Raw genomic sequence first — 26554 nt, 5'->3', positions numbered from 1 at the left:
TACGTGAAGTCTCGTTCGGAGCGTCGCCGGGATGAGACTCCGGCGCAGTACCTGGGGATCACGCAGCGGCGCTACTCGGTTCGAGCGTTGCTGAGTCAGCGCTTGTTCGCTTCTCGGATGGACCTTCCGGTCTGGTTGAAGAGCTGCTACGAGCGGCGCATTCCGACCCGCAGACTTCCGGGTGGGCGGAGTCACGAACTCTCTTACGCGTACTGAGGCTGGTGAATGGGGCAGATGGCCTGCTCCGAGAAGACCTGCGGACTCGAAAGGCACACTCTTCGGACCACAACTCAAACATCATGACCACGGTGCGCGGGCGCAAGGGTGCGACCGCTATAGAAACACCCGTTTCGAAAGGCGACCACGGCCTGGCCGAACCGGGTTCCATGGGACCGTTCATCGGCCAGGTGCCGTTCATCGGCAACCGCGGAATCGCCGTCGAGCACATGACCGGCGGCACGTCGCGCCTGGTGATGCCCTATCGCGAAGACAATGCAGACCTGTCGGGCGGTGTGCACGAAGGTGCCGTACTCGCGCTCCTGGACACGGCCGGCGCCATGGCTGCCTGGGCCGAGTCCGGACCCGGTCGATTCAAGGCGTCGACTCCCTCTCTTCAAGTCGAGAACTTCACCCCCGCGCCCAGGGACGATCTCGTGGCGTTCGGTCGCTGCACACAGCGAGACAACGAGATCTTCTGGTCGGATGTCGAGGTCGCGAGCGCGACCGACGGACACATCACCGCTCGTGGTACGGTTCTGTACCGCATCCTGACCTGATTGAATCAACGAAGAAACGCGAAAGGAATCCCTCATGGCCGTCAATCCCGATGCAGTCGGACAAAAAGGCGAAGCACAACGCCGCTCCTGGACTTCGAAGGACGCTCTGCTCTACGCGCTAGGCGTCGGAGCGGGAACCGATGAGCTTCAATTCACGACCGAGAACACCAAGGACACTCCGCAGCGCGTGCTGCCGACCATGGGTGTGGTCCTCGGCGGCGGCGGCGTACCGTTCAGCAAGATCGGTGACTTCAACCCGGCCCTCCTGCTCCACGGAGGCCAGGGCATTGAACTCTACGACGAGATCCCGGCGGACGGCGAGATCGAAAGCACCGGTTCGATCGCGGGTATCTGGGACAAGGGCAAGGGCGCGGTCGTCGACCTGGTCTCCGAATCGCTCAACGTGGCCACTGGCAAGCCGCTGTTCAAGACCGAGATGAACCTCTTCCTGCGCGGCGAAGGCGGATTCGGAGGTGAGCGCGGCCCCTCCCCCACCTGGGAACTTCCTTCGCGCAAGGCCGATCACGAAGTCCGCTACGAAACACGCGTCGACCAGGCCCTTCTGTATCGACTCTCCGGAGACCGCAACCCGCTGCACTCCGATCCCTCGTTCGCGAAAATCGGCGGCTTCGATCGACCGATCCTGCACGGACTGTGCAGTTACGGGGTCACGGGGCGAGCCCTCCTGCACTCCGTGTGCGGCAGCGATCCGAAGCGCTTCCGCTCGATGCACGCGCGCTTCTCCAAGCCGGTCATGCCGGGCGACGCTCTGACCGTGTCGATCTGGGTCGATGGCAACGAGTGCCAGTTCCAGACGAAGGACCAGGACGGCCAGGTCGTGATCGATCAGGGAGTCCTGCGCGTAAACGACTGACCTACGCGCGATCGACGGAAGAGATCAGGCGACGACTCCGGCTTCCCTGAGTTCGGCGACCCGATCACCCCAGCCGTGCTCGCGCAAGATTTCGTCTGTGTGCTGTCCCAGCGTCGGCGCCGGTCCGCCTGCAGCGGCCGGTGTCTTCGCGAAGACGGGTGCGGGCCGAGTCTCGCGAATTCGCCCACAACTGGGATGCTCGCTCTCCTGCAAGATACCGTTGGCGATCACCTGCGGGTCGTGGTGCAGTTCGTCGAGCGTGTATACGATCCCCGAAGGCACATCCTCGGCGTGAAGACGCGTCGCGATATCTTCACGGGTCATCTTCGCGGCCTGTTCGGCAATCCCCGAGCCCAGAAGTTCTGCGAGCTCGCCCAGGTTCTGCATGCGGTCGGTTACGGTGGCAAAGCGGGGATCTTCGGCCGCGTCGGAGCGATTGAACGCACGACACAGTCCCTGGAACTCCGAGTCCGTCAGCGGCGTCGCGGTTGCCCAGCCATCCGACATCCGTGTGAGGGTGTAGCGACTGCCGATCGTGGGCTGCGCCATGACTCCTTCTTCGAGCAGGGTGTGGTTCGCGGCGGCATCGGGCCACATGAACTGAATGGCGGCATCGATCATCGCGAGTTGCACGTGCTGGCCGCCCTGGCCTCGCTCGCGCGCGAACAACGCCGCAGTGATGGCCTGCGCTCCAGCATTGGCCGTGAGTTTGTCGCAGATGAGCTGGCGGATCAGCTGTGGCTGACCGGTTTCTGAATCCGCCTGTGTGTCGCACAGGCCACTGTACGCCTGGATCACATTGTCGTAGACCCGCTTGTCCGAAAGAGGTCCCTCGGCTCCGAAACCGCTGATTGACAGATAGACGATCTCGGGGTTCTGCTCGCGCAGCGCTTCGTATCCAATGCCCATGCGCTCGACGACTCCGGGGCGGAAGTTCTGGATCACCACGTCGCTCTGCTTCGCGAGATCGCGCAACAAGGCCAGGCCCCGCTCCTCCGACAGGTTGATCACGATTCCGCGCTTGCCCCGGTTCGTCAGGTGGAACGTGCCCGACATGCCGTTCCGACTGGTCCCGACATAACGCAAGATGTCGCCGAGACCGGGTGCTTCGACCTTGATGACCGAGGCGCCCTGATCCGCCAGCAGGGTCGCGGCGAGCGGACCGGACATGACCGCCGAAAGGTCGAGGATGCGAATACCATCGAGTGGACCGGGCATGGTGAAGCTCCTTTGCGTGCCTGAAACGCCACCCCATCATACCCCAGCAAAGCGGGGGTTTCGTGGCGTGAGACCGTCCCCCGGAGCGAAGTGCCGCATCCCCTTGCGTACGGGTTCCGAGCTACACTGATCGCGCAGCCTGCCACCAAGCGAGGAAACTCATGCTCAGCAAGATGGACGACTACCCAATCCACCAGACATCAGAGCCCGTCGCGCATCCGGCGTCCAGTGATCGGCACGTGTACGATCGCTACTGGTTCAACGGCTACCAGGACGACGGGGCCTTCTATTTCGCCGTCGCCGCCGCCTTGTATCCAAACCTCGAGACCATGGACTGCGCGGTTTCGATCGTCATCGATGGCGAGCAGCACTCTTTTCACGCTTCCCGCCGCGCACCGCAGGAGCCCACCGACCTGAGTATCGGGCCGTGGAAGCTAGACATCCAGGAGCCCATGAAGCGGCTCAAGATCACTCTCGTTGACAACGAGACCGGCATCTCGGGCGAACTGCAGTGGATCCCGCGCACCGCGAATATCGAAGAAGGTCACCAGCTCTCGCGACGACGCGTCGGGCGCATGGAAGCCACGCGCTTCAACCAGTTCGGGCGCTGGGAAGGTGAGATCCGCTACGACGGCAAGACCGTGCAAGTCGACCCGCGGCGCGTGCACGGCACGAAGGATCGGAGCTGGGGCATCCGACCGGTAGGCGACCCCGCTCCGGTGGGCGCCCCCCCGACCACTCCGGGGGGCATCTTCTTCCTGTGGGCCCCGCTGCACTGGGAAGACCGGTGCACGCACCTGGGTCTTTTCGAGAACGAACACGGCGTGCGCTGGCATACCGACGGCATGATCTGCCCCGTATACGAAGATCCCGACGACATCCCCGGCACGGAGGATCCCGCGACCGAGTTCCTCGCGGGCGGCGAGCATCATCTGAGCTTCGTTTCCGGTACGCGAAGGGCAAGTGCGGCGGAGATCACACTGCTCAAGGCCGACGGCAAGCGCGAAGACATCCGGCTCGATCCGGTCCTTTGCTTCCGCATGAAGGGCATCGGCTATCTGCATCCCGAGTGGGGCCACGGCCGCTGGAAAGGCGAACTGGTCATCGGGGGCGAGAAGTGGAAGTGCGCTGATCTGGATGAGAACGCGCTCGAGAACCAGCACATCCAACAAGTCGTCATGGCGACGAGCGGCGATCAAAAGGGGATTGGCGTTCTGGAGCAGATTCACCTCGGACCCCATCCGCGTTACGGATTCAAGAGCCTGCTCGACCCGGCCCGCTGATCTCCGAGGATTCACGACACATGCCCGACCTGAAGACTGCGATCCACGAGAGCTATACGCACTGGTCGCCGAACTCGGCGCAACTGATCGAGGAAGCACGGCGCTGCTTCCCGGGCGGCGATACGCGTATGAGTGCGCACTACGCGCCCTATCCCCTGTTCATCGAACGAGCGGAAGGCAGCCGCTTGTTCGACGCCGACGGTCACGAGTTGATCGACTTCATGAACAACTACACCTCCTTGATTCTCGGGCATGCCAATCCAAAGATCGTCGATGCCGTCAGCGAACAGATGGCGCGTGGCTCTGCGTATGCGGCACCCACGCGGAGCCAGGTGGATCTGGCCCGCCTGATTCGCGAACGGGTTCCCTCGGTTGAGCAACTCCGCTTCACGAGTTCCGGCACCGAAGCCACCTTGATGACCTTGCGTTGCGCGCGCGCCTTCAGCGGACGCGGCAAGATCATGAAGATGGAAGGCGGCTACCACGGTAGTTACGAACTGGCAGAGGTCAGCCTGGCGCCGCTTCCCGGTCTTGCGGGGCCTCTCGATGCCCCGCAACCGGTGCCGATCGATCGGAGTCACTCCGAGAGTGTTCTGGGGGATGTCGTAATCTGCCCGTACAACGAGCCGGAGCGGGCGCGAGCCTTGATCGAGCGTCACGCGCACGAACTCGCGGCGGTGATCGTCGAACCGGTGCTTGGAAGCATGGGCATGATCCCGGCCACACGCGAGTTCCTGCAAACCCTCAGAGAGACGACCCGCGACAACGACGTGCTGCTCATTTTCGACGAAGTGATCAGCCTGCGCCTCGCACCCGGTGGCGCGCAAGCGCTTCAGGGCGTCATCCCGGACCTGACGGCCATGGGCAAGATCATCGGCGGCGGCCTGCCCATCGGCGCCTTCGGTGGATCGGAAGAGTTGATGCGCGTGTTCCATCCCGACGAAAGGCAACCGGTGATGCACGCGAGCACCTTCAGCGGAAACCCGCTTTCGATGGCGGCCGGCGCAGCGACCTTGCCGCAGGTCGATGATGAGTTGACGAGGCGAATCGATGCACTCGGTGTCCGCCTGCGCGAAGGTTTCGACGGGGCATTCGCGCGCCAGGGCGTACGCGGGCGGACCTCGGGAATCGGCTCGCTGTCGAACGTGCATCTGACCGATTCCTCCCTCGACAACCCGCGCGACAGCATCGCGGGCATGGTCTCGTCCCGTTTCGTGAACGGACTGCTGCACCTGCTGATGCTGCAACGCGGAATCGCGAGTGCCAGCCGGCTCATGTACTGCACGTCTGCGGCCATGAACGAGAGCGACGTGGATCGCGCAATCGACGCACTGGACGACGCACTGGTTGAGCTCAAACCGGGCCTGCAACGAGAAATGCCCCACCTCCTGATCTGAGTCCTGATCTGAGCTTCCCTAGCTGATATTCAGGAGCCTGGTCGCACTAGCGTCGACGGGCTTGCCCGAAGACGTACACTACAGGTCCGAATCCTTTCCCCTGAAGGAGCCCTGGCATGACCAAACCCAGTTCCAAATCCAAGCCGATCAGCGAAGGCCAGTTGAAGGTGATGAAGTGGATCATGAATCCATTCTCGCGTTTCAATGCGCGCCGCTACATCAAATCAAAAGGCGCGAGCATGGGTACGTTTGGCGGTCGCGATATCTGTGTCGCGTCGATGATTGGCGCCAAATCGGGTAAACGACGCGACGTACCCCTGATGTACGTGCCGTTCAACCGAGGCGTGATCCTGGTGGCATCGCTAGGCGGCGCTCCGAAACACCCGACCTGGTTTTACAACCTGGTCAAGAATCCGGATATCGACGTCCACGTGAAGGGCGAAACACTGGCTCTGCGTGCACGTCGTGCGACTCCCGACGAAAAGGCCGAGGTCTGGCCTATCTGCTGCGAGCACTACCCGGAATATGCGACCTATCAGGCCCGCACCGATCGGGACATCCCCGTGTTCATCTGCGAGCCACGCCCCTAGCCAGAATGAGCGAGTCCGGCGAGAGCATCCGTCCATCCGCAGAGGAGCGCACATCGGTTCTCGAAGTGCTCTCCTTCGTGTGGGGTTACTGGCGGAGTGTTCCATTGCGCTCGGCTGGGATGCTGGCCGGCACCTCGCTGGGCGTACTTCTCGAGGTCCAGATTCCGCGGGTTTCCGCTGAACTGGTCGTCGCCACGGAAAAGCACCTCTCCGGCAGCGGGAGTCCCGAGGCTGCCTGGCGAACCGCGGGGATTCTGGTGCTCGTCTTCGCGACCGTCTTCCTCGTCAAGCAGTTGTACTTGCGCAATTGGATGTACCTGGCTTCCCAGGTCATGCAGAAGCTGGTGAGCGACGGCTTTCGCCAGGTCCAGCGCTTCAGCCTCGCGTGGCACTCGAACCACTTTTCCGGTTCCACGCAGCGAAAGATTACGCGAGGGATGTGGGCTTATGATTCGCTGGCCGACACTCTGGTCATCGATCTCGGCCCCGCGCTGGGACTCATGGTCGGCTTTGCCGTGGCGATGCTCATCAAGGATCCGGCACTCGGGCTGTACTTCGGCACCGCCGTCGTCATCTTCGTCGCGATCAGCATCGCGCTCTCGCTCAAGTACGTGGCGCCGGCCAACCAGCTCTCGAACGACGCTGACACCCAGGTAGGTGGCGCTCTCGCAGACGCCATCACTTGTAATTCCGTCGTCAAGTCCTTCGGCGCTGAAGAGCGCGAGGACGAGCGTTTCGACCAGACGAGCCAGACCTGGCGACTGGAGTCACGACGCGCCTGGTTGCGCAGTATGGATGCCGGAGCCGCGCAATCGCTCATGCTCCTGCTCTTGCTGGGGGGGCTTCTGGGTCTGGTGCTGCTGCGCCCGGGCAGTGGCGAAGCGAGGATCGAAGGAGCGGTGTACGTGATCGCCACCTACCTGGTGGTTCACAGCTACCTGCGCAACATCGGCTGGCAGGTGCGCAACGCGCAGCGGGCGATCAATGAACTGGATGATCTGGTCGCCATCTTCGCGACCGAACCGCAGGTCGACGACGTTCCCGGTGCTGCGGGCTTTCGTCCGGGCACGGGCAGCATTCGCTTCGAAAACGTGTCGTTCGGCTATGGCAACCAGCCGAGGGCGGTTTTTCAGAGCCTTGCGGTCGAGATCCGTCCAGGGGAAAAACTCGCCCTGGTCGGCGAATCGGGATCCGGCAAGAGCACCTTCGCCAAGCTCCTGCAGCGACTCTACGACGTCGACGGAGGGCGTGTGATCGTCGACGATCAAGACGTTTCACAGGTCACGCAGGAATCCCTACGACGCGCAATCTCTGTGGTACCGCAGGAACCCATCCTTTTTCACCGCTCCCTGGCCGACAACATCGGCTACGCCCGAGCGCAGGCCAGCCGGACTCAGGTCATCGAAGCCGCGCGTCGCGCTCACGCGCACGAGTTCATCGTCGGACTGGAAAGCGGCTACGACACCCTGGTCGGCGAGCGCGGCGTAAAACTCTCGGGAGGTGAGCGCCAGCGTGTGGCGATTGCCCGCGCCATCCTGGCAGACGCGCCGATTCTCGTGCTCGACGAAGCCACTTCGAGCCTCGACTCGATCACCGAACAGCTGATCCAGGACGCGCTGACCGCCCTGATGGAAAAGCGCACCGCCGTCGTAATCGCGCACCGGCTTTCGACGATCCGCCAGGTCGATCGCATACTGGTCTTCGACAGGGGTTGGATCGTCGAGGAAGGCTCGCACGAAGAACTCGTCCGGCGGCCTGGAGGCCACTACCGGCGGCTGGTAGAAATGCAGACCTTCGGCATTGCCAGCGAGCCGCCGGAAGCCGAAACCGGCGCCAGCGTCGCGGCTACCTGATCCCGGATCTCGGCCGCAGGGAACGATCGCCCCTCAACCCGCGTTGCCGACTGCCCTTCTCATCCGTTCCAGGATCTCGTGCAAGACCTGCGGGGATGTCGCGAAGTTCAAACGCACGAAATCCTCGCTGCGCTCGCTGAATTCCTGGCCGTCGTTGAATGCGACCCGGGCTTCGGAAAGAAAGAACTCCGCGGGCCGCGAGGAAAGGCCGAGGGCGCTGCAGTCGAGCCAGGCCAGATAGCTGGCCTCGGGTGGCCGAAAAGAGATTTCGGGAAGGTGCTTCCTCAAATACTCGCTGAGCGTCGTTCGGTTGGCCTGCAGTTGCTCGACGACCGCCGATAGCCATTCCCCTCCATCGCGCCAGGCCGCGAGCGTGGCTTCGATACCAAAGACATTGGGCACTCCGAGAAGACGTTGCGGGAAGGCGGCCATCTGGCGATCCCTCAACTCCCGGGATCCGAAGTGGACCAGCGCAATCTTGAAACCGGCGATATTGAAAGCCTTGGTCGCGGCCATGAGGGTGATCGTGCGAGCTGCGACCTCCGGTCCGAGTGAGGCGAAGGGGATGTGCATCCGTTCGTCCAGGGCCAGATCGGAGTGGACTTCGTCCGAAACCACGATCAGATCGTATTCTAGGGCCAGTTCGGCGACTCCCTCGAGTTCGCGCCGTTCGAAGACCCGGCCCGTTGGATTGTGCGGATTGCAGAGCAGGATCACGCGGGTCCGATCGTCGAGCACGTTTCGAAGCTGGTCCAGATCCATCTCGTAGCGCTCGGGACCGGCCACCAGTGGATTCTCGACCAGTGTGCGACCTAACGTGGACACGATCTTGAGAAAAGGCGGATAGATGGGCGTCTGGATGACTACGCCCTCGCCCGGCAAGGTGAAGGTGCCCACGGCCGCAATCATTCCCTGGATGAGATCTCCGACGGGCAAGACCTTGGGAGGGGCGGGATCCCAGCCGTAGCGCTCGCTCATGCGATTTGCGAAGGCGGGAGCCAGGCTCCTCAGAGAGGGTGTCCCGGGGTATCCGGAATCCTCGCGCCCCAGGACTCCACGAATTGCATCGTGGATCGGCTGCGCGATCGGAAAATCCATGTCGGCGACCCATGCGGGGATGACGTCTGGATCGTAAGAGGTCCACTTGCCTCCGCGCTTTAGCCGCAGTTCTTCAAGCGTTACGTCGAGATGAACGCTCATCGCGAGCGGTCCCCGTAGCTCTGGGCGAGGCTGGCCAGCGGTGACTTGTCGAGGCCATGGTTCGGGATGGGGTAGCGAAGCCCGCTCTTGCTGAGGGAGGCGAGTCCGTCGACGATCTGCGGCAGATAGCTGGGCGGCAGAGCGATCAGGAGTTCGTCGTCCTGTACTCCTCCAAACTTGCGCTCGGCATAACAAGGGAGCGAGAGTGAGGGCTCACCGGTCTTTAACGCATTGCCCCAGGAATCCGCACACGAACTCTCGCCTACACAAGTGAAGGCGTATTTCTTGTAGTTCCGGTATTGGAGTCCGTTCATCAAGGTAATCATCTGCCCCGGAGTTCCGTAGATCAGACAGATGTCCGGGTTGTCGATGCGAGCGGAGGTCAGCGGCGAGACGACCAGGGCTTCGTACTCACCGTAGGGCGCACAGGACATCTCGCACTGGTGGCTGGCACTGCTTTCGAGATCGCCGTACCAGACACCATTGAACGCATTGCCACTCAGGAAGTTCTCATCTCGCGGATGCAACCCGACTACCGCGCCACACTGTGATCCGACCAGATTCTCCATCGTGATTCCGATCGTGTAACCGAGCCAGCGGGATTGGCCTACGATCTGATCCGTGGCGAGCTTTTCACCGTCCGCAGGTCGGCGCAGGCGGTGGATCTGCGCGAGTTCGCTCTCTTCGCGGAACCTCTTCATTCCCACCGGCGTGGCCCGCAAGCGAAGGAACTGATTCAAACCAGCCACGAGCGCCGCGAAATCGTATTCGGTGTCGTCGTTCCAACAGTTTCTGGTGACCATCGCGCACGATCCTCCCTCCGCATGACTCGCAGAGCCCCACGATCCTGCCACGGATCGAGCCAGTCCGGAAGCCAATCCCTTCGAGAGTCGAGTACAGTGGCCCCCGGGGACACCGAAAAGCAGTCCAGGGGATCGCGGAATGGAACTGACCGAGGAACAGGCTTTCGTGGTGCGAAACCTCTATCTGTCGGCCCTGGTTCCAGCCGCCATCGTCGCAGTTCTCTACCTGCTCGGGAAACTGCCCAGGTGGGTCGTCGCGGTCTACGGCTATTCCTTCGCGATCTGCGCCCTGGGCTGGGAGGTCTGGTACACCTACGGCCTGGTGGGCGGTTTGCCCGTGGACGAACGCCGCGCAGCAGCGATGTCGGAGGCGATTCCGCTGCATCTGAACTGGGTTCTGACCTCGCTCTTCGATGCAGCCATCTGCGCGATCGGCCTGTTCCTGATCTGGTCGCTCTACGGCTTCAGGGATACGGCCTTCAGGCGCTGGAAAGTCCCGGCCCTCCTGATACTGGCCGTCGTTTTCGTGGGACAGAACATCTACGTGGAATACATGATTCACGATCAGGTGAAACCCGGGCTCCCCCTTTCCTGGGCTCCCCTGATCCCGACCGGACCCTGGTTCAACTTCGTCCTCTTCGAGATCAACGGGCGCGCCATCACGTTCCAGACTCAACTGCCCTGGGTCTTGATGGTGCCCGTGTTCAGCCGGTTGGTCTTCTGGTGCTATCGACGCTACAGCGGAGAGAAGACGGGCTGAGTTAGAGTTTCCGATCGGATCGACGGATTGGAGAATGAGTTGGCGAGTCCACACAGAACGGTATTCATCACGGGTGCAGCCACAGGGATCGGTCGCGAAGCGGCGCGACTCTTCCACGCTCGGGACTGCGCGGTGGGTCTGTACGACGTCAACGGGCCGGGCGTCGAAGCGCTTGCGGCAGAACTCGGATCGCGCTGTTTCGCCGCCGAACTCGACGTGACCGATGCAGACGCGTTTGCCGAGGCCGCGGACTCGTTCCAGAATCACTTTGGTCGCTTCGACGTAATACTGAACAACGCGGGTGTTCTGCAGATGGGACGTTTCGAGCAGGTACCGCTCAAGATGCACACGCGCACTCTAGACGTGAACATCGGAGGCGTGGTCAACGGCGTCGCGGCCGCGCTCCCGCATTTGCGCGCGAACGCAGGAGCACACGGACGCGCGCACATCATCAATATGTGCTCCGCGTCCTCTCTGTACGGGACTCCCGATCACAGTACCTACTCGGCTAGCAAGTTTGCGGTGCGCGGGCTGACCGAAGCACTGAACCTGGAGTTCGAATCGCAGGGGATCGTCGTCTGTGACGTGCTACCTGCCTACGTCGATACCGAAATGATCTCGGAACAGGAAGACACCAGTCAGCTGGTCGAAAGCATGGGGCTCGAGCACACCCCGGCGGAAGTCGCGGAACTGATCTGGGCGGCCGCGTCCGGCGAGAAACTGCACTGGTTCGGCAATCGGCAACTGAGCATCAGCGACCGTCTGACGCGGCTATTCCCAACGGCCGCACGAGCGGTTTTTCGCAGACAACTCGAGGCTCGCTCGTAGTATCCGGATCTCCATGAAGACCCGCGCGCGCCGACCGCGATTTGCGGCCAGCGCGCGTAAGGAGATCGCGGCCAGACCGCTACCGATGACCAGCTAGCCCAGCCTTTCAGATATCTGCTCCCTATCTGGAGTGCGGCGCGAAGCCTCCTACTCGGAAGCCTGTAGGGACTTGGCGTAACCCGCGATGAACGGCGACAGACTTACCTGGTCCACCTCGACATTGATGATCGAGGGCTTCCCGTGCGCCACCGCCCGCTTGATGGCGGGTACGATCTCGGCCGGGTCCTTGACGCTCTCGCCGTACCCACCCCACATCTCCGTCATCTTCTCGTAGGCCCGCATCGGGTGCAGGTCGACGTTGCAATGGCCGTTCTCGCCGACGTCCTCTGGCCGAATGTACTTTTCGGCCAGCCGGATCATACCCCAGGCGGAGTCATTCGAAATCACACACACGACCGGAATATCGAGCTTCGCCATGGTGTCGAGTTCCATCGCATAGAAGCCGAAACTCCCGTCCCCCGTGTACCAGAGCACCGGTTTCCGATTGGCCGCCCAGGCGCCGATCGCCAGGGCCGGTCCGGTGCCGATCGTGCCGTTTGGACCCGTACCCAGAATCTGCCCCGAACGGTAAGCAGTGGATGCGCCCCCCATCCAGACCGAAGCCTCACCGCCATCGGTGATCAGCGTCCAGTCGCGACCGTCCTCTTCGAGGAATTTCGCGACTTCGGCCGCGCAACGGCCGGGATGCACCGGCGATCCCTCTGCAGCAAACCCGTCGGTGTAGGCCTTCGAACTGATCGCGGCGATCTGTGTGGCGGCATCCATCCACTCACTCTTCTCCTGCCTGGCCCGCGTCTTCTTGACCGCCCCCAGGATCTGGCTGGCCACCGGGCCCGAACCGCCGACGATGCCGATGTCTGCCCGGAGATTGAAACCAATCTGCCGCGCATCGTGATGCACCTGGATGACCTTTGCGTCCTTGGGGATGATCCTTCCCTGCGCCAGGCGGAAGTCGAAACGGCAGCCCAGTGTGAGAAGCACATCGGCGCGCGCCATGGCCGAGTTCAACGTGAGCTGCGGGTTCTTCGATTCGTCGCCGAACAATCCGCGACACATCCGGTTCACACCCACCGGCATCTTCAGATAGTCCGAGAGTTCCGCGATGGCCTCCGCGTGGTCTCCGATGTTGAAGCGCGCTCCATCATCGACGATCACTGCAGGCCGCTCGGCGTTTGCCAGAAGCTGCGCCGCCTCATCCACCAAAGACTGGTCGCCGCAGGGGATTGCACTGGCCCGGTAGTTCACCGGGAAACGAACGGTCTCTTCTTCCATCTTCTGGAACAGAAGATCCGTCGGAACCTCCAGATACACCGGCCCAGGCGTCGCATCCATCGCCTGACGAAAGCCCATCGCCACATACTCCGGAATTCGCCCCACGCTCGTGATCTTGCGCGCCCACTTACAGCAGGAATCCATCAACTTCAGAGTGGACATGTCCTGTAGATCGCCCGCATCCGCCTGGTTCACGGCCACCGAACCGCCGATGTGCAAGATCGGCACACCCAGGCTATCCGCCTCCATCATGCCGGCCGCCGTGTTGCCCACGCCCGGTCCGGCGGTCGTCACCACGACACCAGGCTTTCCCGTCACCTGCGAATAGGCACTGGCCGCGTAGAGGGCCGCGCATTCGTGGCGCATGTCGATAATCTCGATACCGGCTTCCCGCATGCCGTAGAAGATGGGCATGATGTGCCCGCCACACAGGACGAAAGCCCTGTCCACGCCTTCATTGCGCAACGCCCTGCCGAACATGGCTCCACCGTCAATCACCGCCATCTCGATGCCCTCCGTGTTCTGATTCGAACTGTCCGATGGGACAACTCGAGTCTGGATTTCCCCGCGGGCTGCCGTTTCCCGGCCGCGCTCCCGCACGGGGCAAGTCTACCCGGAAATCCAGAAGATCTGGGTATCGGCCACTGGAATCCGGTGGGGCTGGAATCCGATGCGGCAGACAGGCAATGCGGCAGGCAGGCAATGCGGCAGACAGGCGAATTCTCTGGCAGACTCCAGAAATGCCATGGGTGTTTCTCATCGTGACCGTCGTCGGAGCGTGTTTCACCTTCAATGCGTATCTGCCCGCACGGGTGCGCGGCAGCCTTGCGGCGCCGAGCTTTCTGGCGGGCTGGCTCACCTCTGAACTCTCTTCGCATCACTTCGCCTGGCAAGTGATTGCCACTGTTTTCTTCGTGTCGTCGGGGGCCCTTGAAGACTGGCCGGGCTGGTTGGGCCTGGGCATCACTCTGGCATCCTGGGTCGGCCTGTTCGGTCTGGCCGTGAACTCCCGGCAAGCGGCACCCGCCATCGATCTCGCGCTCGCGGACGGACTGGGCGAGAGCTATCGAGACGAGATCGAACCCAAAGTGGCCGAAGCGATGGAACGCCCTCTGCAACAGGGCCGAAGGCTCGTACCCTTCATGCTATTTGACGGGGAAGTCCGGCGACACGCAAACATCAGCTTCGCCCCAGAGCACGGCTTCCGAGGACTGCTGGACGTGTACGTGCCGAAGACAGGCGCACAGGGTGCGCCCGTGCTCTTCCAGATTCACGGCGGTGCATGGGTGATCGGCCAGAAACGCCAGCAGGCCTTGCCCCTGATGCTGCAACTCGCCCGGGCCGGTTGGGTTTGCGTTTCGATCAACTACCGACTCTCGCCCAAAGCCACATGGCCCGATCACATCGTCGACGTGAAGCGGGCGCTAGCCTGGGTCCGCAATCACATCTCCGAGTATGGCGGCGACCCGGAATTCATCGTGGCGACCGGAGGCTCGGCCGGTGGCCACCTGGCATCCCTGGTCGGACTGACGGGTAACGATTCCGAGTGGCAACCGGGATTCGAAGCGGAGGACACGCGCGTTCAGGCGTGCGTTCCGTTCTACGGCGTCTACGACTTCACAAACACCTACGGACGCCAGCTTCACAATGGGCTGATCGAGTTTCTCGAAAAGAACGTCATGAAGACTTCACTCGCAGACCACCACAAAGACTGGGAAAAGGCTTCGCCTCTACACAGAATCCACCCCGATGCGCCGCCGTTCTTCATCCTGCAGGGGACCCACGACAGCCTGACACCCGTAGAAGAGGCACGACTGTTCTACCGACGCCTCCACGAAACCTCGAAGCAACCTGTTTGCTATGCGGAACTTCCGGGTGCACAGCACGCATTCGAAACCTTCCATTCGCTGCGCACGACCCACGTCGTAAGGGGTGTGGAGCGCTTCCTCGGCTGGGCGTGGTCGCGCGAACTGCAGCGTCGCGCCACCGGCTCCACCTGATCGATCTTTCGCAACATCCGGCGGAAATACTCGATGTTCGATACATGCCCTGCGCTTTAGATGGCACTAGAACTCACACGCAGATACTCCGATCGTCTCGGCGTACTCAGTGCCGAGCAGCTTCAGAGTGCGATCGACCGCTTCGATCTCGGTCGACTGCGGGCCGCTGAACCCGCAACTCAGGGTTTGTTCGGGCAGATCGTATTCCTTTCGACCTCGCGAGGAGAGTTCGTGCTGCGCGGGTACCCCCATACGGGCCAGTTGAGCACGGAGCATTACTTCTGCGAAAGGCTGCATCGGGATACCGACGTACCGGTGCCCTGGCCCTATCTGCTCGAACGGGATCCGACGCTCTTCGGCTGGGAATACGCAATCATGCCAAGACTACCGGGCGTCATGTGCGGCGTCCCGGAGATCTGGAACGGTCTTTCCCATGAGGATCATCTGGGAATCGCTGCGGCGATGGGTTCTGCGCTGGCGAGACTACAGGCGCCACGCTGGCCCGTCTGGGGCCATCTCGACGAGACGGTCGGTGGTGTCGTGGGCCATTCGATGCCCTACCGCAGACACATCGTCGACGGGATCGAAGATCAGCTAAGAGAGAGCCGGGAAGCTTCGGACGCCACTTCCGAAGAAGACGTCACATGGTTGCTCAACGAAGTCGAAAAGCGCTCGCAAGCGCTGGACGTGCCTTTCGAGCCGAGCTTCGTGCACCACGACTACAAACGCGGAAACTCGCTCGTACAATGCAACGGAGCGAGCGGTTGGCGGGTGAGCGGCGTATTCGATCTACAGGAAGCACACGCAGGAGACGGCGAAGCGGATCTTTCACGCACTGCGTGGGAACTCGCACGCCTCAATCCGGAACTCATGCGCACATTCGTGCGCGCCTACTGTGAACTCCGTCCTCCCCGCGCTCATTTCCTCGAACGGTTTGCAATCTACAGTCTTCGAGACCGCGTGGTGATCTGGCTCTACGGACAACGCAATCAGATGTGGTTCCCCGAAGGACTGACACTCCGGCAGTGGCTGGAGCCTCTCTTGGAATCTCAGCTCTCACACGCCTCGCGGAGCTGAGACGGAGAGTCTCTCGGCAACGGTCCCGGTTCAGTAGCCCATCCGCACCTTCACGCCGCGCTCGTGCAGGTGTTGCTTGAGTTCTGACACGGTGTGGGTGCCGTAGTGAACCATCGAGGCGACCAACGCCGCGTCGGCACCGCCCGCGGTGAGTACGTCGTAGAGGTGTTCGGGTTCGCCCGCACCGCCGGAGGCAATCACGGGGATGCCGACGGCCTCGACGATCATGCGTGTGAGTTTGAGTTCGTACCCCTGCTTCGTGCCATCGGCGTCGATCGAGTTGACGACCAACTCGCCGGCGCCCAGATCCTCGCCGCGCTTTGCCCAGTCCAGGGCATCGACGCCCGTATGGTTTCGGCCGCCATGGGTGACGATCTCATAGCCTGAAGGACAGCCCTGCGCGGCGTCCACGCGCAGCACGTCCATGGATAGAATCGTGCTCTGAGCACCGATCGCGTGGGAGCAGTCGGCGATCAACTGAGGGTTGGCCACGGCCGCGGTATTCACGTTGATCTTCTCGGCGCCGGCCAGGCGCAACGCGCTGGCGTCGTCTACTGCGCGGATGCCGCCACCGACCGAGAAGGGAATGAAGATCTCCGAAGCCACCTGCTCGACGACCTCGAGCATGATGTTGCGGTGATCGCTCGAAGCGGTGATGTCGTAGAGCACCAGTTCATCAAGACCGTCTTCGTAGTACTGCCGCGCGCGCCCGACCACGTCGCCGATGTCCTTGGTATCGACGAACTTCACGCTCTTGACGAGGCGCCCGTCGCGCACGTCCAGGCAGGCCACCACGCGCTTGCTCAGCACGACTGACCGTCCCAGCGCGCGAAGCGTTCCAGCATCGCCAGGCCCAGACGCCCGCTCTTCTCGGGATGAAACTGCGTGGCGAATAGATTGTCCCTGCCCACTGCACAGGCGAACTCCCCGCCATGGGAGGCCGTGGCGAACACATGGGCGTCGTCGTCAGGCCTGGGGTAGTAGGAGTGCACGAAGTAGAACTCGTCGGCGGTTTCGATGCCCTCGAGCAGCGGGTGCGGGCGCGCGACGCGCACTTCGTTCCAGCCCATATGGGGAATCTTCAGCTCGGGGTCGTCGATCCGAAAGCGCACCGTACGGCCCGGGATCAAACCCAGCGCAGGAGTATCGCCCTCCTCCGAGTGATCGAGCACGATCTGACAACCGATGCAGATCCCCAGGGTTGGAACTCCCCTGGCGACCGCCTGCTCGAGTGCCTCACCCAGGCCACGCTCGTGCAGCGCCTGCATCGCGCTGGCGGCCGCGCCCACACCGGGAAATAGAATGCGCTCGGCCGAAAGAACTTCCTTCGGATCGCGGCTGAAACGGGAATCCATGTTTACGGCCCGGCAAGCCCGTTCCACGCTGCGCAGATTGCCCGCACCGTAGTCGACGATGGTGATCACGAACTCCTCCCCGTGGACGAGCAGGCTAGCATCACTCCAAACAGAATCACTCCCGAACTCTCGTGTACGCGATGGCACCGAAGCAGAAGAAGAGGAACTCGGGGCGCCAACCGCGCCCCGCGAGCGGTGCTCTCGAGGAAGCCAGAGTGCAGGAACCGGTTCAAGGGTGCTGCGCATCTTCACGATAAGCGCTTCCAGTGGTGTTTCCAGCCAAAGATCGAGGACCTACGACCGACCGTTGCAGCCCGGGGTGGGGATGAGCACGAAGTCGATCATGGAGTCCGATTCCGACGCAACGGAGCGCGGCCACCTGGCTGCAGGTTCAACTCGGACGGGTTCTATCGGCCCGCGCACGAGCCTCAAGCAGAAACTGCTGTCGTGGTTCCTCGGCGTCTCGCTGGCCCCGCTCATCGCGGTCAGCCTGCTCAGCTATTCCAGAGCAACCGAAACTCTGAACGCCGCGGCCTACCGCGAACTCACCAGCAGCGTGCAACAGAAATCCACCTTCATCAGCAACTGGTTCGAGTACCGGATGATCGACGTGGGCACGCTGGCGATGAGCGTCGACAACGGCCGTTTCCTGGCCAGACTTCGAGAAGGGTTCGAAAAGAGCGGGCAGGACGCCGGTGACTTCGTCGGCAGCCTCCGCTGGACCCAGATCGCGGGCCCGGGCGGCGATGACCTCAGGTCGTTCAAGCGGACGTACGACTACCACGACGTCTTCCTGATCGACTTCGAAGGCAACATCCTGTTCTCGATCACCGAGGAAGATGATCTGGGCACCAACCTCTTCGACGGACCCTACGCGGATACGCATTTCGGGCACGCCGTTCGCGAGACGCTGGAAACCGGAAGACTCACATCTTCCGACCTGGAGCACTACAGCCCGTCGAACGATATGGCAGCCGGTTTCCTGGTCTCCATCATTGCCGACAAAGACGGTGGAAAAAGGGTGTGGTCGCAGTCCAGAACAACACCGACAAGATCGGCGAGGGCGTGATGGAGACGGGCGGCATGGACTTGGGAGCCGCAAGTTATCTGGTCGGATTCACTCCCGAGTGGGGTCTGAGCCTTCGCTCCCCGATGCCCGAGTCAGACCCGACCGATAGCCCGAAACGGATCGCCCGCCCGCAAGAACCTGGCTCGGGGGCATACCTGAACCACCGCATTGACACTGAACAGACTCGGCTCTGGCTAACAGCGCAGGAGGCAGATAGAACGGCGGTCCGCGACGGGGCTAAGGCCGCATCCGTCTATCCCGGACCGAACGGTGAAAGGGTCCTGGGCATTCATCTGAATCTGGAGATTGCCGGCACGCGCTGGGCCGTGATCTCGGAGGTCCAGGAAAAGACGATCCTCGCCCCGGCCAACGAGTTGAAGATTCTGATTCTGAGTACTCTTGCGTTCACTGCGCTGCTCGTCCTGGCAATCGCGACCCTGGTTACCCGCCGAATCGTTCGACCCATCGAACAGCTCTCGGACGCGGCCGGCCTGATAGCCAGCGGCAAACTCGAGCAGGAGATCGAGAGTGCGCGCAGAGATGAACTCGGAGGACTGAGTCGCAGTTTCGCCGATATGGTGTCCGATCTGCGCGAGGGCGCGAATATCCAGGACAGACAGAACTGGTTCAAGCTAGGCCAGACAGAACTCAGCGAGAAATTGCGCGGCGACAAACACATCACCGAACTAGCGCGAGATACGGTCACCTATCTGGCCAAATATCTGAATGCCCAGGTAGGTGCGCTCTACGTCGCCAGCGGACAACGCCAGCTCCAACTAGTTGGAAGTTACGCCTTTCAGACGCGCAAGAACCTCGCCAACAGGTTCGAATACGGCCAGGGTCTGGTCGGCCAGGCCGCGCTGGAAAAGCAGCACATCCTTCTCACCGACGCGCCCGATGACTCTCTCACGATCCGCTCAGGGCTGGGCGATTCGTCACCGCGCAATATCATCGTCTGGCCGTTCGTTCGCGACAGTGTGGTCGCTGGAGTGGTCGAGCTGGGAGCGTTCGAACCCTTCGAGGATCGCTGCATCGAGTTCCTCAAGCGGACAGAGGAGAGCATCGCGGTCAGCATCGAAGCAATGCAGTCTCGGATTCGTTTGCAAGAACTGCTTGAAGAGAGTCAGGCCCAGTCCGAAGAGCTGCAATCCCAGACTCAGATGCTCCAGGCTTCGGAAGAATCACTACAGGCACAGAACGAGGAATTGCAGTCGAGCAACGAACAACTGGAGGAGAAGACCCGATCCCTGGAGCTGCAGAAACGAGAGATCGAAGCCGGAAAGATGAAGGTGAACACGGAGCGGGTCGAACTGGCCGAGATCCTCGTGGAGGCGGAACGCCGCTTCAAGGCGGGAGCCGAAAGAAACGGGCTTGCCCTGGAACTCGAAATCGAAGATGGCTTGCCGAGTCACATCTCGACGGACGCACAACGCGTCGGCCAGGTGACCAAGAACCTGCTTTCCAACGCCCTCAAGTTCACCAAGCGCGGCAGCATCCGCTTGAGCATCGGCCGACCGGAAGAGCGTGGCGAGTGGGACAGAAGCTCCGCCAACGGATCCTCCAAGATCGCGATCTCGGTCACCGATACGGGTTCAGGAATTCCAGATGCCCAACGCGGGACCATCTTCGATGCGTTCAACCAGGCGGGCGGGACAACTGGGCGCGAGTACGGAGGAACGGGGTTCGGCCTTTCCATCAGCCTCCAGATTGCCCGGTTGCTAGGTGGGAAGTTGCATCTCGAGAGCGAAGAGGGAGTCGGAGGCTGCTTCACGCTCATCCTGCCCGAGTCAATCGCAACTTCGGCGGAGCCGAGTACGTCCGTCGATCCGGCTCGGGAAACCAGCGTGATTCTTCGCCCAGATGCACCAACCGTTCTGGTGATTGGCGAGAACCGCATACTGGGAGAAACCCTGCGCGAGTTCGCAGGTCAGCGGGGCTTCGAGTGTCTATTTGCAGACACCGGAGGGTCCGGACTCGAGATGGCAAGACGCCAGCTCCCGAGCGCAATCCTATTGGATGCAGCTGAATCGAATCTCGATGAACAGGTATTCCTCGAACATCTCCACGGAGACCGCGCGACTCGAGACATTCCGGTCCATATCATCGCCACTGAAAGGGGTGGTAGTGGCATACCAGAGTCAGAGCAGGTAACGATCCTGAGGGGGGCATTCGATCCAATCCAGCTCGGTGAGGTTTTCGAACGGATCGAAGGCCAGCTCGACAGACCTTTCAGGAAGTTGCTCCTGGTCGATGACGATCCGTCGGCTCGCAGCGGCATCGCCGCGCTGCTCGGAAGGGAACTCAGTCGCGATGAGCTCGCACGTCTCGACCATCCCGCCACCCAGATCATCCACAAGGACGCCTCAGCCCAGCAGAAACTGCTGGACCTGACCGCGATGTTCCTGCATCGCGTGAATCGGCAGCTTCCAGAGGAGCAACAGAGAAAGATCGAAAGCATCCACGACGAGGACACCACATTCGCAGGGAAGACCTTGCTGCTCGTAGATGATGACATGCGCAATCTGTTCGCGATCAGCAGTACCCTCGAGCAGTACGGTGCCGAAATCGTGATGGCCGCAAACGGCCTGGATGCATTCGAATCTCTGGAGCGGGAGCCAGGAATCGACCTGGTACTGATGGACATCATGATGCCGGAAATGGACGGCTACGAGGCGATGCGACGCACTCGAGCCCGGGAGAACTTCAACCAGCTTCCGATCATCGCCATAACGGCCAAGGCCACGAAAGAAGACCGGGCACTCCTCGGTCTTCTCGAAACGGTTCTCCAGACCTACAACTACGACTTCCGCCAGTACCGGAGTTCATCGCTCAAGCGTCAGGTCCAGCGTACTCTCAATTCGTCCGGACTCGGGAGCATCGAAGAGTTGCGAAAGGAGATCCTCGCCAACCGCCCGCTGTTCAATACGCTACTGGGTGCCCTCACCATCAATGTTACCGAGATGTTCCGCGATCCGGATTACTTCCGGGCGACCCGGGAACGGCTTCTGCCTTCGCTTCAGGATCGCTCGCATCTGAAGTTCTGGCACGCCGGTTGCGCCACCGGGGAAGAGGTCTACTCCATGGCCATTCTTCTACAAGAGACGGGCCTGTACGACCGGTCGCTCCTCTACGCGACCGATATCGACGCAGCTGCACTGCAGGAAGCACGCGAAGGAATCTTCCCGATCACGCGAATCAGAGATTCCACTTCGAACTACCAGCAATCGGGTGGGACCGGTGTGTTCTCCGACTACTATTTGGCGCGTTACGACGCGGCCATCGTGAACTCCGCGTTGAAGAAGAACATCGTCTTCTCTCACCATAGCCTGGCCAATGATGACGTCTTCACCGAGGTAGACGTGGTGATCTGCCGGAACGTGCTGATCTACTTCGACCCGGAGCTACAGCATCGAGCCATCGAACTGTTCAAGGACAGCCTCCAACCGGGCGGCTTCCTCTGCCTGGGCTCTCGGGAAGCCCTCTGCTTCTCCAGCTGTCGCAAGGACTTCGACGATTTTTCAAAGGATCAACAGATCTACCGCAGACGAGGTGACGAATGAGCGATCCACGACCCCGTATTCTGATCGTCGATGACCAACCGGCCAATCTGATCGCGATCGAAGCCCTGCTCGACGAGTGCGATGCCGAACTGGTCAAGGCCACATCCGGCCAGCGAGCACTCGAGTTGACGATCAACAACGAGTTCGCACTCATCCTGCTCGATATCCAGATGCCGGAGATGGACGGGTATGAAGTCGCAAGCTTGCTGAGGAACCACTCGAAGACTCAGGTCACGCCCATCGTCTTTCTGACGGCGCTGAACAAGAGCGACAGCATCGTGCTGTCCGCCTATTCCGCAGGTGCGGTTGACCTTCTATTCAAGCCGTTGAACCCCGACATACTGCTCTCGAAGGTGCGAGTTTTTCTCGAACTATACGAGAGCCGGCGCGAACTGGATCGAGCAAACGGCGCGTTGGAAAAGAAGAACCGGGAAGTAAATGAATTCGCGTCGGTTGCGGCCCACGATATCAAGGCCCCACTTCGCCGCATCGCGACATTCTCGGGGTTCCTCGAGAAAGAACTCGCCGATCTGAACGTCTCTGAAGACGTGACCACGTACATCGAGACCATCCAGCGCAATAGCTGTCGGCTCACGAATCTGGTCGAAGACCTGCTGCAGTTCGCCCGGGTGGGAAAATCGGGCGAGCCGATGCGCGCGCTCGAACTGGCCGGGATCGCCTCTCGGGCGCTCGAGAACCTGGCAACCGAAATTGCGGAAACGGAAGCCAGCATCAAGATCGCGGATCTTCCGAGCGTCTGGGGTGACGAGACGTTGCTGATCCAGCTATTGCAGAATCTGATCGCCAACGCACTCAAGTTCCGGACGGAAGAGCACCCGTCGATCGAGATTTCAGCTGAACGGATCGGGGATCGCTGGCATATAGCAGTCGCGGACAATGGGATCGGCATTCCAGGAGCGGATCGCGAGCGGATCTTCGGAACCTTCGAGCGGCTCAATTCACAGACGATGTTCGAAGGCAGCGGCCTCGGCCTCTCGACCTGCCGCAAGGTAGTGGAACACCACGGAGGCCAGATCTGGGTAGAGTCGGGTGACTCGGGCGGGAGTACTTTCTACGCCACGCTGGCTCCCGCCGAGGAAACTCCAAAGACAGAGGACGACTGAGGTCTGGCCGAGCCGCAGCCCAACGCATAGCTTCGCGCGAAGTACGCGACGGTGATAGCATCTCCGGAATACACGCCGGAGGCCTCTTGGAACTCGCGACCAGCGCTGACATCACCACCATGGACTACGTGAAGATTCAGGCCCAGGTTCTGCTTCCGCTAGCCCGCGCCCTGCGCGAAGAAATCGGCGAGGAGCGCACTCGAGAATTGCTACAAGCGGCGATCGAAGAAGTATCGCGCGCGCGCATTCGCGATCAGGCAGAACAGCTGGGAGGATCGCCGCTCGAAAGGTTCCGGTCCATGATGAGTCGATCGGCGAGTGTCAACGGACCCCAGCTGGAGATGGAATTTCGCGAAGTAGGTCCCGAATCGATGCAGTTCGATGTCAAGCGCTGCAAGTACGCCGAACTCTTCCAGGCTCTGGGCGAGACCGAGATCGGCACCATGCTGCTCTGCGACGGCGACGCGTATGTGGCCGAGATTGGCGGAGCGGCGGTAGAGTTCCAGCGCAGCCAGACGATCATGGAGGGCGGGAGCCACTGCGACTTCTGCTATCGTATCAACAGGATGGAGTGACACCCCCGGGGGTGACGATGGATGGAGATGATGGCCGGGCTTACACAGGACCCTATGGAGGCCGCGGCGGCCCCGGCTTCGAGATCCTGGAGCAGCCTTCCGGTCTGATGTTTCATCTACCGGGCGCACCGGCCTGGGTCGACATGTCCCTGCGGCCCGCGAAGTCCGACGCTACCGATCGGCTTGAGTTCGCATCCGGAGCTTTCGAAGGCGTCCCTTTGAACTTCGACCGCGATGTGGATGGCGCGATCGCGGGAGTCAACCTGGCCGGATTGATGCGCTTTGAACGCGTAGTCCCCGACGGACTGACCTATCTTTGCAAGACCGTCGAGCCCATCGGCGCGGCGATCGACGGCGCGTTTTCGGCCTTCTACGATGATTACGTGTCCGGGGCCGGAGGCGATAACATCGACTACGACCTGCCCTACCAGAGACACCTCTTCTTGCAGTGGTTGTGCGAAGAGCGCGGCCTGCTCCTACACGGATCCAACGATACTTCGATTGCTCGCCTCGAACCGAAGCGCCGAACGATGGGGTCCGCACGCGATCAAAATGACAGTGGAATCTCCGCCTGCGCCGACGGTACCTGGGCAATGGCGTATGCAATCCTCGACCGCGCTCGCTACCGGGGATCGTTTCACAATGTGGTCATGCCCTTCGAGCGGGACGGCACGGAGGTTCGTCTGTATCACTTCTCGATCGGAGAGACCTTCCTGCACGCTAGTCCCGGTCCGTTCACCAGCGGATCCGTGTACCTTCTGCCTTCCGACGGATTCAAGCGGGTGCGAGCAGCTGGTTTCAGTCCGATCGGCCTCGAGTTCAGCAACCGCAAGCCGGTCGTTCCGATTGCACGCATCGCGATCGACCCGAAGGATTTCCCTCTACTGAAAGAGATTCGCGGCCACGACGACTCGAGGGCGATCCGCTTCGTGGAGCTTCGCCAGAGCCTGTTTCGAGAGTGCAGACACCCTCAACCCCTCGATGACGGCTACCGGCTGCACTTCTCACGCCGTCCCGGACTTGTGGACGATCTGAAGGAGCTTGGCGAGTTCCTACAGAACACCTTCCCGTGGATCGAGCGTCAGCTCGACATCCAGGATGAAGGCAGGATCACGCTAACTCTGTGCGGTAGCACGGGTTTGCGTGACGTCCTCGAGGGCGATTTGAAGCGAGCCCGCGAGATCGAATCGAAAGAGGAAGTCTGACGAATCGGTGTCTAGCTCGTTCGATAGTCACCGAACTTGGCGTCGCGTTCGTTCAATGCCTTCGTCACTCCTTCGGCGAAGCTCTTCATGTACTCGCGGGTCGAGCGCGTGTGAAAGCCCAGAGCCTGGATATCCGTTCCCGAGCGCAACGCGGCGCGCATGCCCATGATCTCCATCGCGCGGTGAACGCTGCGTTTATTGAGTTGTTGCAGGTCGCTCGGGATCTTGGCCACCCGTTCGGCGATCGCGACAACGCTCGATTCGAGTTCCTCGGTTGGAAAAGCTCGAGTTGCAAAGCCGATGCGCGCCGCCTCCACGCCGTCGATCGCATCACCGGTCAACATCAACTCCATGGCCTGACGCATGCCGACCATCCAGGGGTGGAACTGCATGTCCGGAGGACTCATCAGGCGCACGGGCGGGTAGCCGATCTGTGCGTCTTCAGCCACGTAGACCAGATCACAGGCGGTGGCGAGTTCGCTGCCACCGGCCAGACAGTAACCGTGCACCTGCGCGATCACGGGCTTCTGCAGATCCCAGATATGAAACCAGCCCTCGACGACGTGGCGCGACCAGTTGCCGTCCCCTCCCGAAGTGTAATAAGGCTGGTCGACGGCGTTATTCGCCCCCAGATCGTAGCCGGCCGAAAAGCACTTGCCCGCGCCGCGAATGATGCAGACCCGCACCGCATCGTCGCGATCGGCCTCCTCCAGCGCGCGGAAGACTTCCCCGCGCAGCGGGTTGCTGAGCGCATTGCGCTTGTCCGGGCGGTTCAGAGTAATTCGCCGCACCAGCGGTGCGGGCTGGTCGACCAGGATCAGTTCCGAATCCGACATCTAGAACGCGGTACGCTTGGTGAAGCCGCCGTCCACGACCAGATTTGCACCGGTGATGAAACTGGCAGCCGGGCTGGCGAGAAATACGGTGGCCTGCGCAACTTCTTCGGGTGTACCCATGCGACCGATCGCGCACTGCTCGAGTGCCTTCTCGTAGATCTGCGGCATGGCCGTTTTGATCATTTCCCAGTTTCCACCTTCGAAATAGATCGGTCCCGGCGAGACCACGTTCACGCGCACTCCGCTGGGAGCCAGGGCTTGCGATAGATCGCTCGCGTGCGCAATCAGCGCCGCTTTGATCGCTCCGTACGGCTGGGGCATGCCGAGATACTCGAGGGCCGCAGTACTGCTGATGAAGACCGCACTCCCGGCATCGGACTTCTGGAGGAATGGCAGCGCAGCCTCGACACCGCGCGCCGCCCCCATCACATCGACTTCAAAGCCCGCCTTCCAGGCAGCTTCACCCATGCCCGCGCCGCCGCTGGTATTCGAGACAAAGACGTCGAGCCCACCGAGTTCCCCGGCCGCTTCGACGATGAATGTTTTCAACGCGTCGCCATCGGCGACGTCGACGGTTCTTCCGAAGACACGCCCACCGCGTTCCTGCAGATCCTTGACCGCGCTCTCCAGCCCCTCGGCGCCACGCGCGCAGATCGCAACTTCGGCCCCCTGGTCGACAAAGGACCGTGCGATTGCGAGACCGATACCGCGGCTCGCTCCGGTGATCAGGGCGCGTCGCCCTTTGAGTCCGAGTTCCATGCCATCACTCCTTTGTTTCGAGGTTCGGAGCCCGGGCAGCGCAGGTCGCGTGCTCGGACCGAGCTTCACAGGAAGCGCTC

Annotated in this window: 24 protein-coding genes; 16 read left to right on the top strand and 8 right to left on the bottom strand. The window is 61.6% G+C overall.

Annotated elements, in window-relative coordinates; genetic code table 11:
• From GY725_21910 to GY725_21900, 3 genes are all read left to right on the top strand, one after another.
• A partial coding sequence (locus tag GY725_21910; protein ID MCP4006845.1) for a hypothetical protein occupies positions 1-216 on the top strand: 216 nt, incomplete at its 5' end.
• 83 nt (positions 217-299) lie between these two features.
• A complete protein-coding gene (locus GY725_21905) occupies positions 300-776 on the top strand; it encodes a PaaI family thioesterase (protein ID MCP4006844.1) in 477 nt (158 codons plus the stop codon).
• Between the two features lie 34 nt (positions 777-810).
• Complete coding sequence (locus GY725_21900; GenBank protein ID MCP4006843.1) at positions 811-1650, top strand: enoyl-CoA hydratase; 840 nt, start codon at positions 811-813, stop codon at positions 1648-1650.
• Between the two features lie 24 nt (positions 1651-1674).
• Here the strand turns inward: GY725_21900 and GY725_21895 are convergent, their stop codons facing one another.
• Positions 1675-2868, bottom strand: a complete 1194-nt coding sequence (locus GY725_21895) for a CoA transferase (protein ID MCP4006842.1) — start codon at positions 2866-2868, stop codon at positions 1675-1677.
• Between the two features lie 161 nt (positions 2869-3029).
• Here GY725_21895 and GY725_21890 point away from each other — a divergent pair, with 161 nt between their 5' ends.
• From GY725_21890 to GY725_21875, 4 genes are all read left to right on the top strand, one after another.
• Positions 3030-4151, top strand: coding sequence for a hypothetical protein (locus tag GY725_21890; GenBank protein MCP4006841.1), 1122 nt, complete (start codon positions 3030-3032; stop codon positions 4149-4151).
• A 20-nt stretch (positions 4152-4171) separates the two neighbouring features.
• Positions 4172-5548 carry an aspartate aminotransferase family protein gene (locus GY725_21885; GenBank protein MCP4006840.1) on the top strand — a complete coding sequence of 459 codons (1377 nt, stop codon included), beginning with the start codon at positions 4172-4174 and terminating at the stop codon, positions 5546-5548.
• 116 nt (positions 5549-5664) lie between these two features.
• Positions 5665-6138 carry a nitroreductase family deazaflavin-dependent oxidoreductase gene (locus tag GY725_21880; GenBank protein MCP4006839.1) on the top strand — a complete coding sequence of 158 codons (474 nt, stop codon included), beginning with the start codon at positions 5665-5667 and terminating at the stop codon, positions 6136-6138.
• A 5-nt stretch (positions 6139-6143) separates the two neighbouring features.
• Positions 6144-7991 carry an ABC transporter ATP-binding protein gene (locus GY725_21875; GenBank protein ID MCP4006838.1) on the top strand — a complete coding sequence of 616 codons (1848 nt, stop codon included), beginning with the start codon at positions 6144-6146 and terminating at the stop codon, positions 7989-7991.
• Positions 7992-8024: 33 nt separating this feature from the next.
• On the opposite strand, the gene GY725_21870 is transcribed toward GY725_21875, so the two are convergent.
• Both GY725_21870 and GY725_21865 read right to left on the bottom strand, forming a co-directional pair.
• The gene (locus GY725_21870) at positions 8025-9191 is read right to left on the bottom strand and encodes a pyridoxal phosphate-dependent aminotransferase (GenBank protein MCP4006837.1); all 1167 of its coding nucleotides are present in this window, start codon (positions 9189-9191) and stop codon (positions 8025-8027) included.
• Positions 9188-9994 carry a DUF169 domain-containing protein gene (locus GY725_21865; protein ID MCP4006836.1) on the bottom strand — a complete coding sequence of 269 codons (807 nt, stop codon included), beginning with the start codon at positions 9992-9994 and terminating at the stop codon, positions 9188-9190. Before GY725_21865 ends, GY725_21870 begins: the two co-directional genes overlap by 4 nt.
• Before the next feature lie 139 nt (positions 9995-10133).
• On the opposite strand from GY725_21865, the gene GY725_21860 reads away from it, so the two are divergent.
• Together GY725_21860 and GY725_21855 are read left to right on the top strand one after the other, a co-directional pair.
• Positions 10134-10754: a hypothetical protein gene (locus tag GY725_21860; protein MCP4006835.1), complete on the top strand. Its 621-nt coding sequence runs from the start codon at positions 10134-10136 to the stop codon at positions 10752-10754.
• Between the two features lie 39 nt (positions 10755-10793).
• Positions 10794-11582, top strand: a complete 789-nt coding sequence (locus tag GY725_21855) for an SDR family oxidoreductase (protein ID MCP4006834.1) — start codon at positions 10794-10796, stop codon at positions 11580-11582.
• A gap of 147 nt (positions 11583-11729) precedes the next feature.
• On the opposite strand, the gene GY725_21850 is transcribed toward GY725_21855, so the two are convergent.
• Entirely contained in the window at positions 11730-13418 is a 1689-nt protein-coding gene (locus tag GY725_21850) for a thiamine pyrophosphate-binding protein (protein ID MCP4006833.1), read from the bottom strand.
• 236 nt (positions 13419-13654) lie between these two features.
• Here GY725_21850 and GY725_21845 point away from each other — a divergent pair, with 236 nt between their 5' ends.
• Both GY725_21845 and GY725_21840 read left to right on the top strand, forming a co-directional pair.
• Positions 13655-14914, top strand: a complete 1260-nt coding sequence (locus GY725_21845; GenBank protein MCP4006832.1) for an alpha/beta hydrolase — start codon at positions 13655-13657, stop codon at positions 14912-14914.
• A gap of 60 nt (positions 14915-14974) precedes the next feature.
• Positions 14975-15991 (top strand): aminoglycoside phosphotransferase family protein, encoded by a 1017-nt coding sequence (locus GY725_21840; GenBank protein MCP4006831.1) that lies wholly within the window; start codon positions 14975-14977, stop codon positions 15989-15991.
• Between the two features lie 30 nt (positions 15992-16021).
• On the opposite strand, the gene hisF is transcribed toward GY725_21840, so the two are convergent.
• The gene (gene hisF / locus GY725_21835; protein MCP4006830.1) at positions 16022-16801 is read right to left on the bottom strand and encodes an imidazole glycerol phosphate synthase subunit HisF; all 780 of its coding nucleotides are present in this window, start codon (positions 16799-16801) and stop codon (positions 16022-16024) included.
• Complete coding sequence (gene hisH / locus GY725_21830) at positions 16795-17592, bottom strand: imidazole glycerol phosphate synthase subunit HisH (GenBank protein ID MCP4006829.1); 798 nt, start codon at positions 17590-17592, stop codon at positions 16795-16797. The genes hisF and hisH overlap by 7 nt, the downstream gene beginning before the upstream one ends.
• A 79-nt stretch (positions 17593-17671) precedes the next feature.
• Here hisH and GY725_21825 point away from each other — a divergent pair, with 79 nt between their 5' ends.
• The 5 genes from GY725_21825 (at position 17672) to GY725_21805 (ending at position 24879) form a co-directional block, all read left to right on the top strand.
• Positions 17672-18415 carry a hypothetical protein gene (locus GY725_21825; protein MCP4006828.1) on the top strand — a complete coding sequence of 248 codons (744 nt, stop codon included), beginning with the start codon at positions 17672-17674 and terminating at the stop codon, positions 18413-18415.
• Positions 18370-21975: a response regulator gene (locus GY725_21820; GenBank protein ID MCP4006827.1), complete on the top strand. Its 3606-nt coding sequence runs from the start codon at positions 18370-18372 to the stop codon at positions 21973-21975. Before GY725_21825 ends, GY725_21820 begins: the two co-directional genes overlap by 46 nt.
• Positions 21972-23099: a response regulator gene (locus tag GY725_21815; GenBank protein ID MCP4006826.1), complete on the top strand. Its 1128-nt coding sequence runs from the start codon at positions 21972-21974 to the stop codon at positions 23097-23099. Before GY725_21820 ends, GY725_21815 begins: the two co-directional genes overlap by 4 nt.
• Before the next feature lie 86 nt (positions 23100-23185).
• Positions 23186-23674, top strand: a complete 489-nt coding sequence (locus GY725_21810; GenBank protein ID MCP4006825.1) for an L-2-amino-thiazoline-4-carboxylic acid hydrolase — start codon at positions 23186-23188, stop codon at positions 23672-23674.
• Between the two features lie 17 nt (positions 23675-23691).
• Positions 23692-24879: a hypothetical protein gene (locus GY725_21805; GenBank protein ID MCP4006824.1), complete on the top strand. Its 1188-nt coding sequence runs from the start codon at positions 23692-23694 to the stop codon at positions 24877-24879.
• 11 nt (positions 24880-24890) lie between these two features.
• Here GY725_21805 and GY725_21800 read toward each other — a convergent pair whose 3' ends face one another.
• A complete protein-coding gene (locus GY725_21800) occupies positions 24891-25715 on the bottom strand; it encodes an enoyl-CoA hydratase (GenBank protein ID MCP4006823.1) in 825 nt (274 codons plus the stop codon).
• Complete coding sequence (locus GY725_21795) at positions 25716-26474, bottom strand: SDR family oxidoreductase (GenBank protein ID MCP4006822.1); 759 nt, start codon at positions 26472-26474, stop codon at positions 25716-25718.
• Positions 26475-26554: the final 80 nt, after the last annotated feature.

It is taken from the genome of bacterium, assembly GCA_024226335.1.
Lineage (GTDB): Bacteria > Myxococcota_A > UBA9160 > SZUA-336 > SZUA-336 > JAAELY01.
The sequence above is the reverse complement of the archived record's forward strand: the minus strand, read 5'-3'. Positions and strand labels throughout refer to the sequence as shown.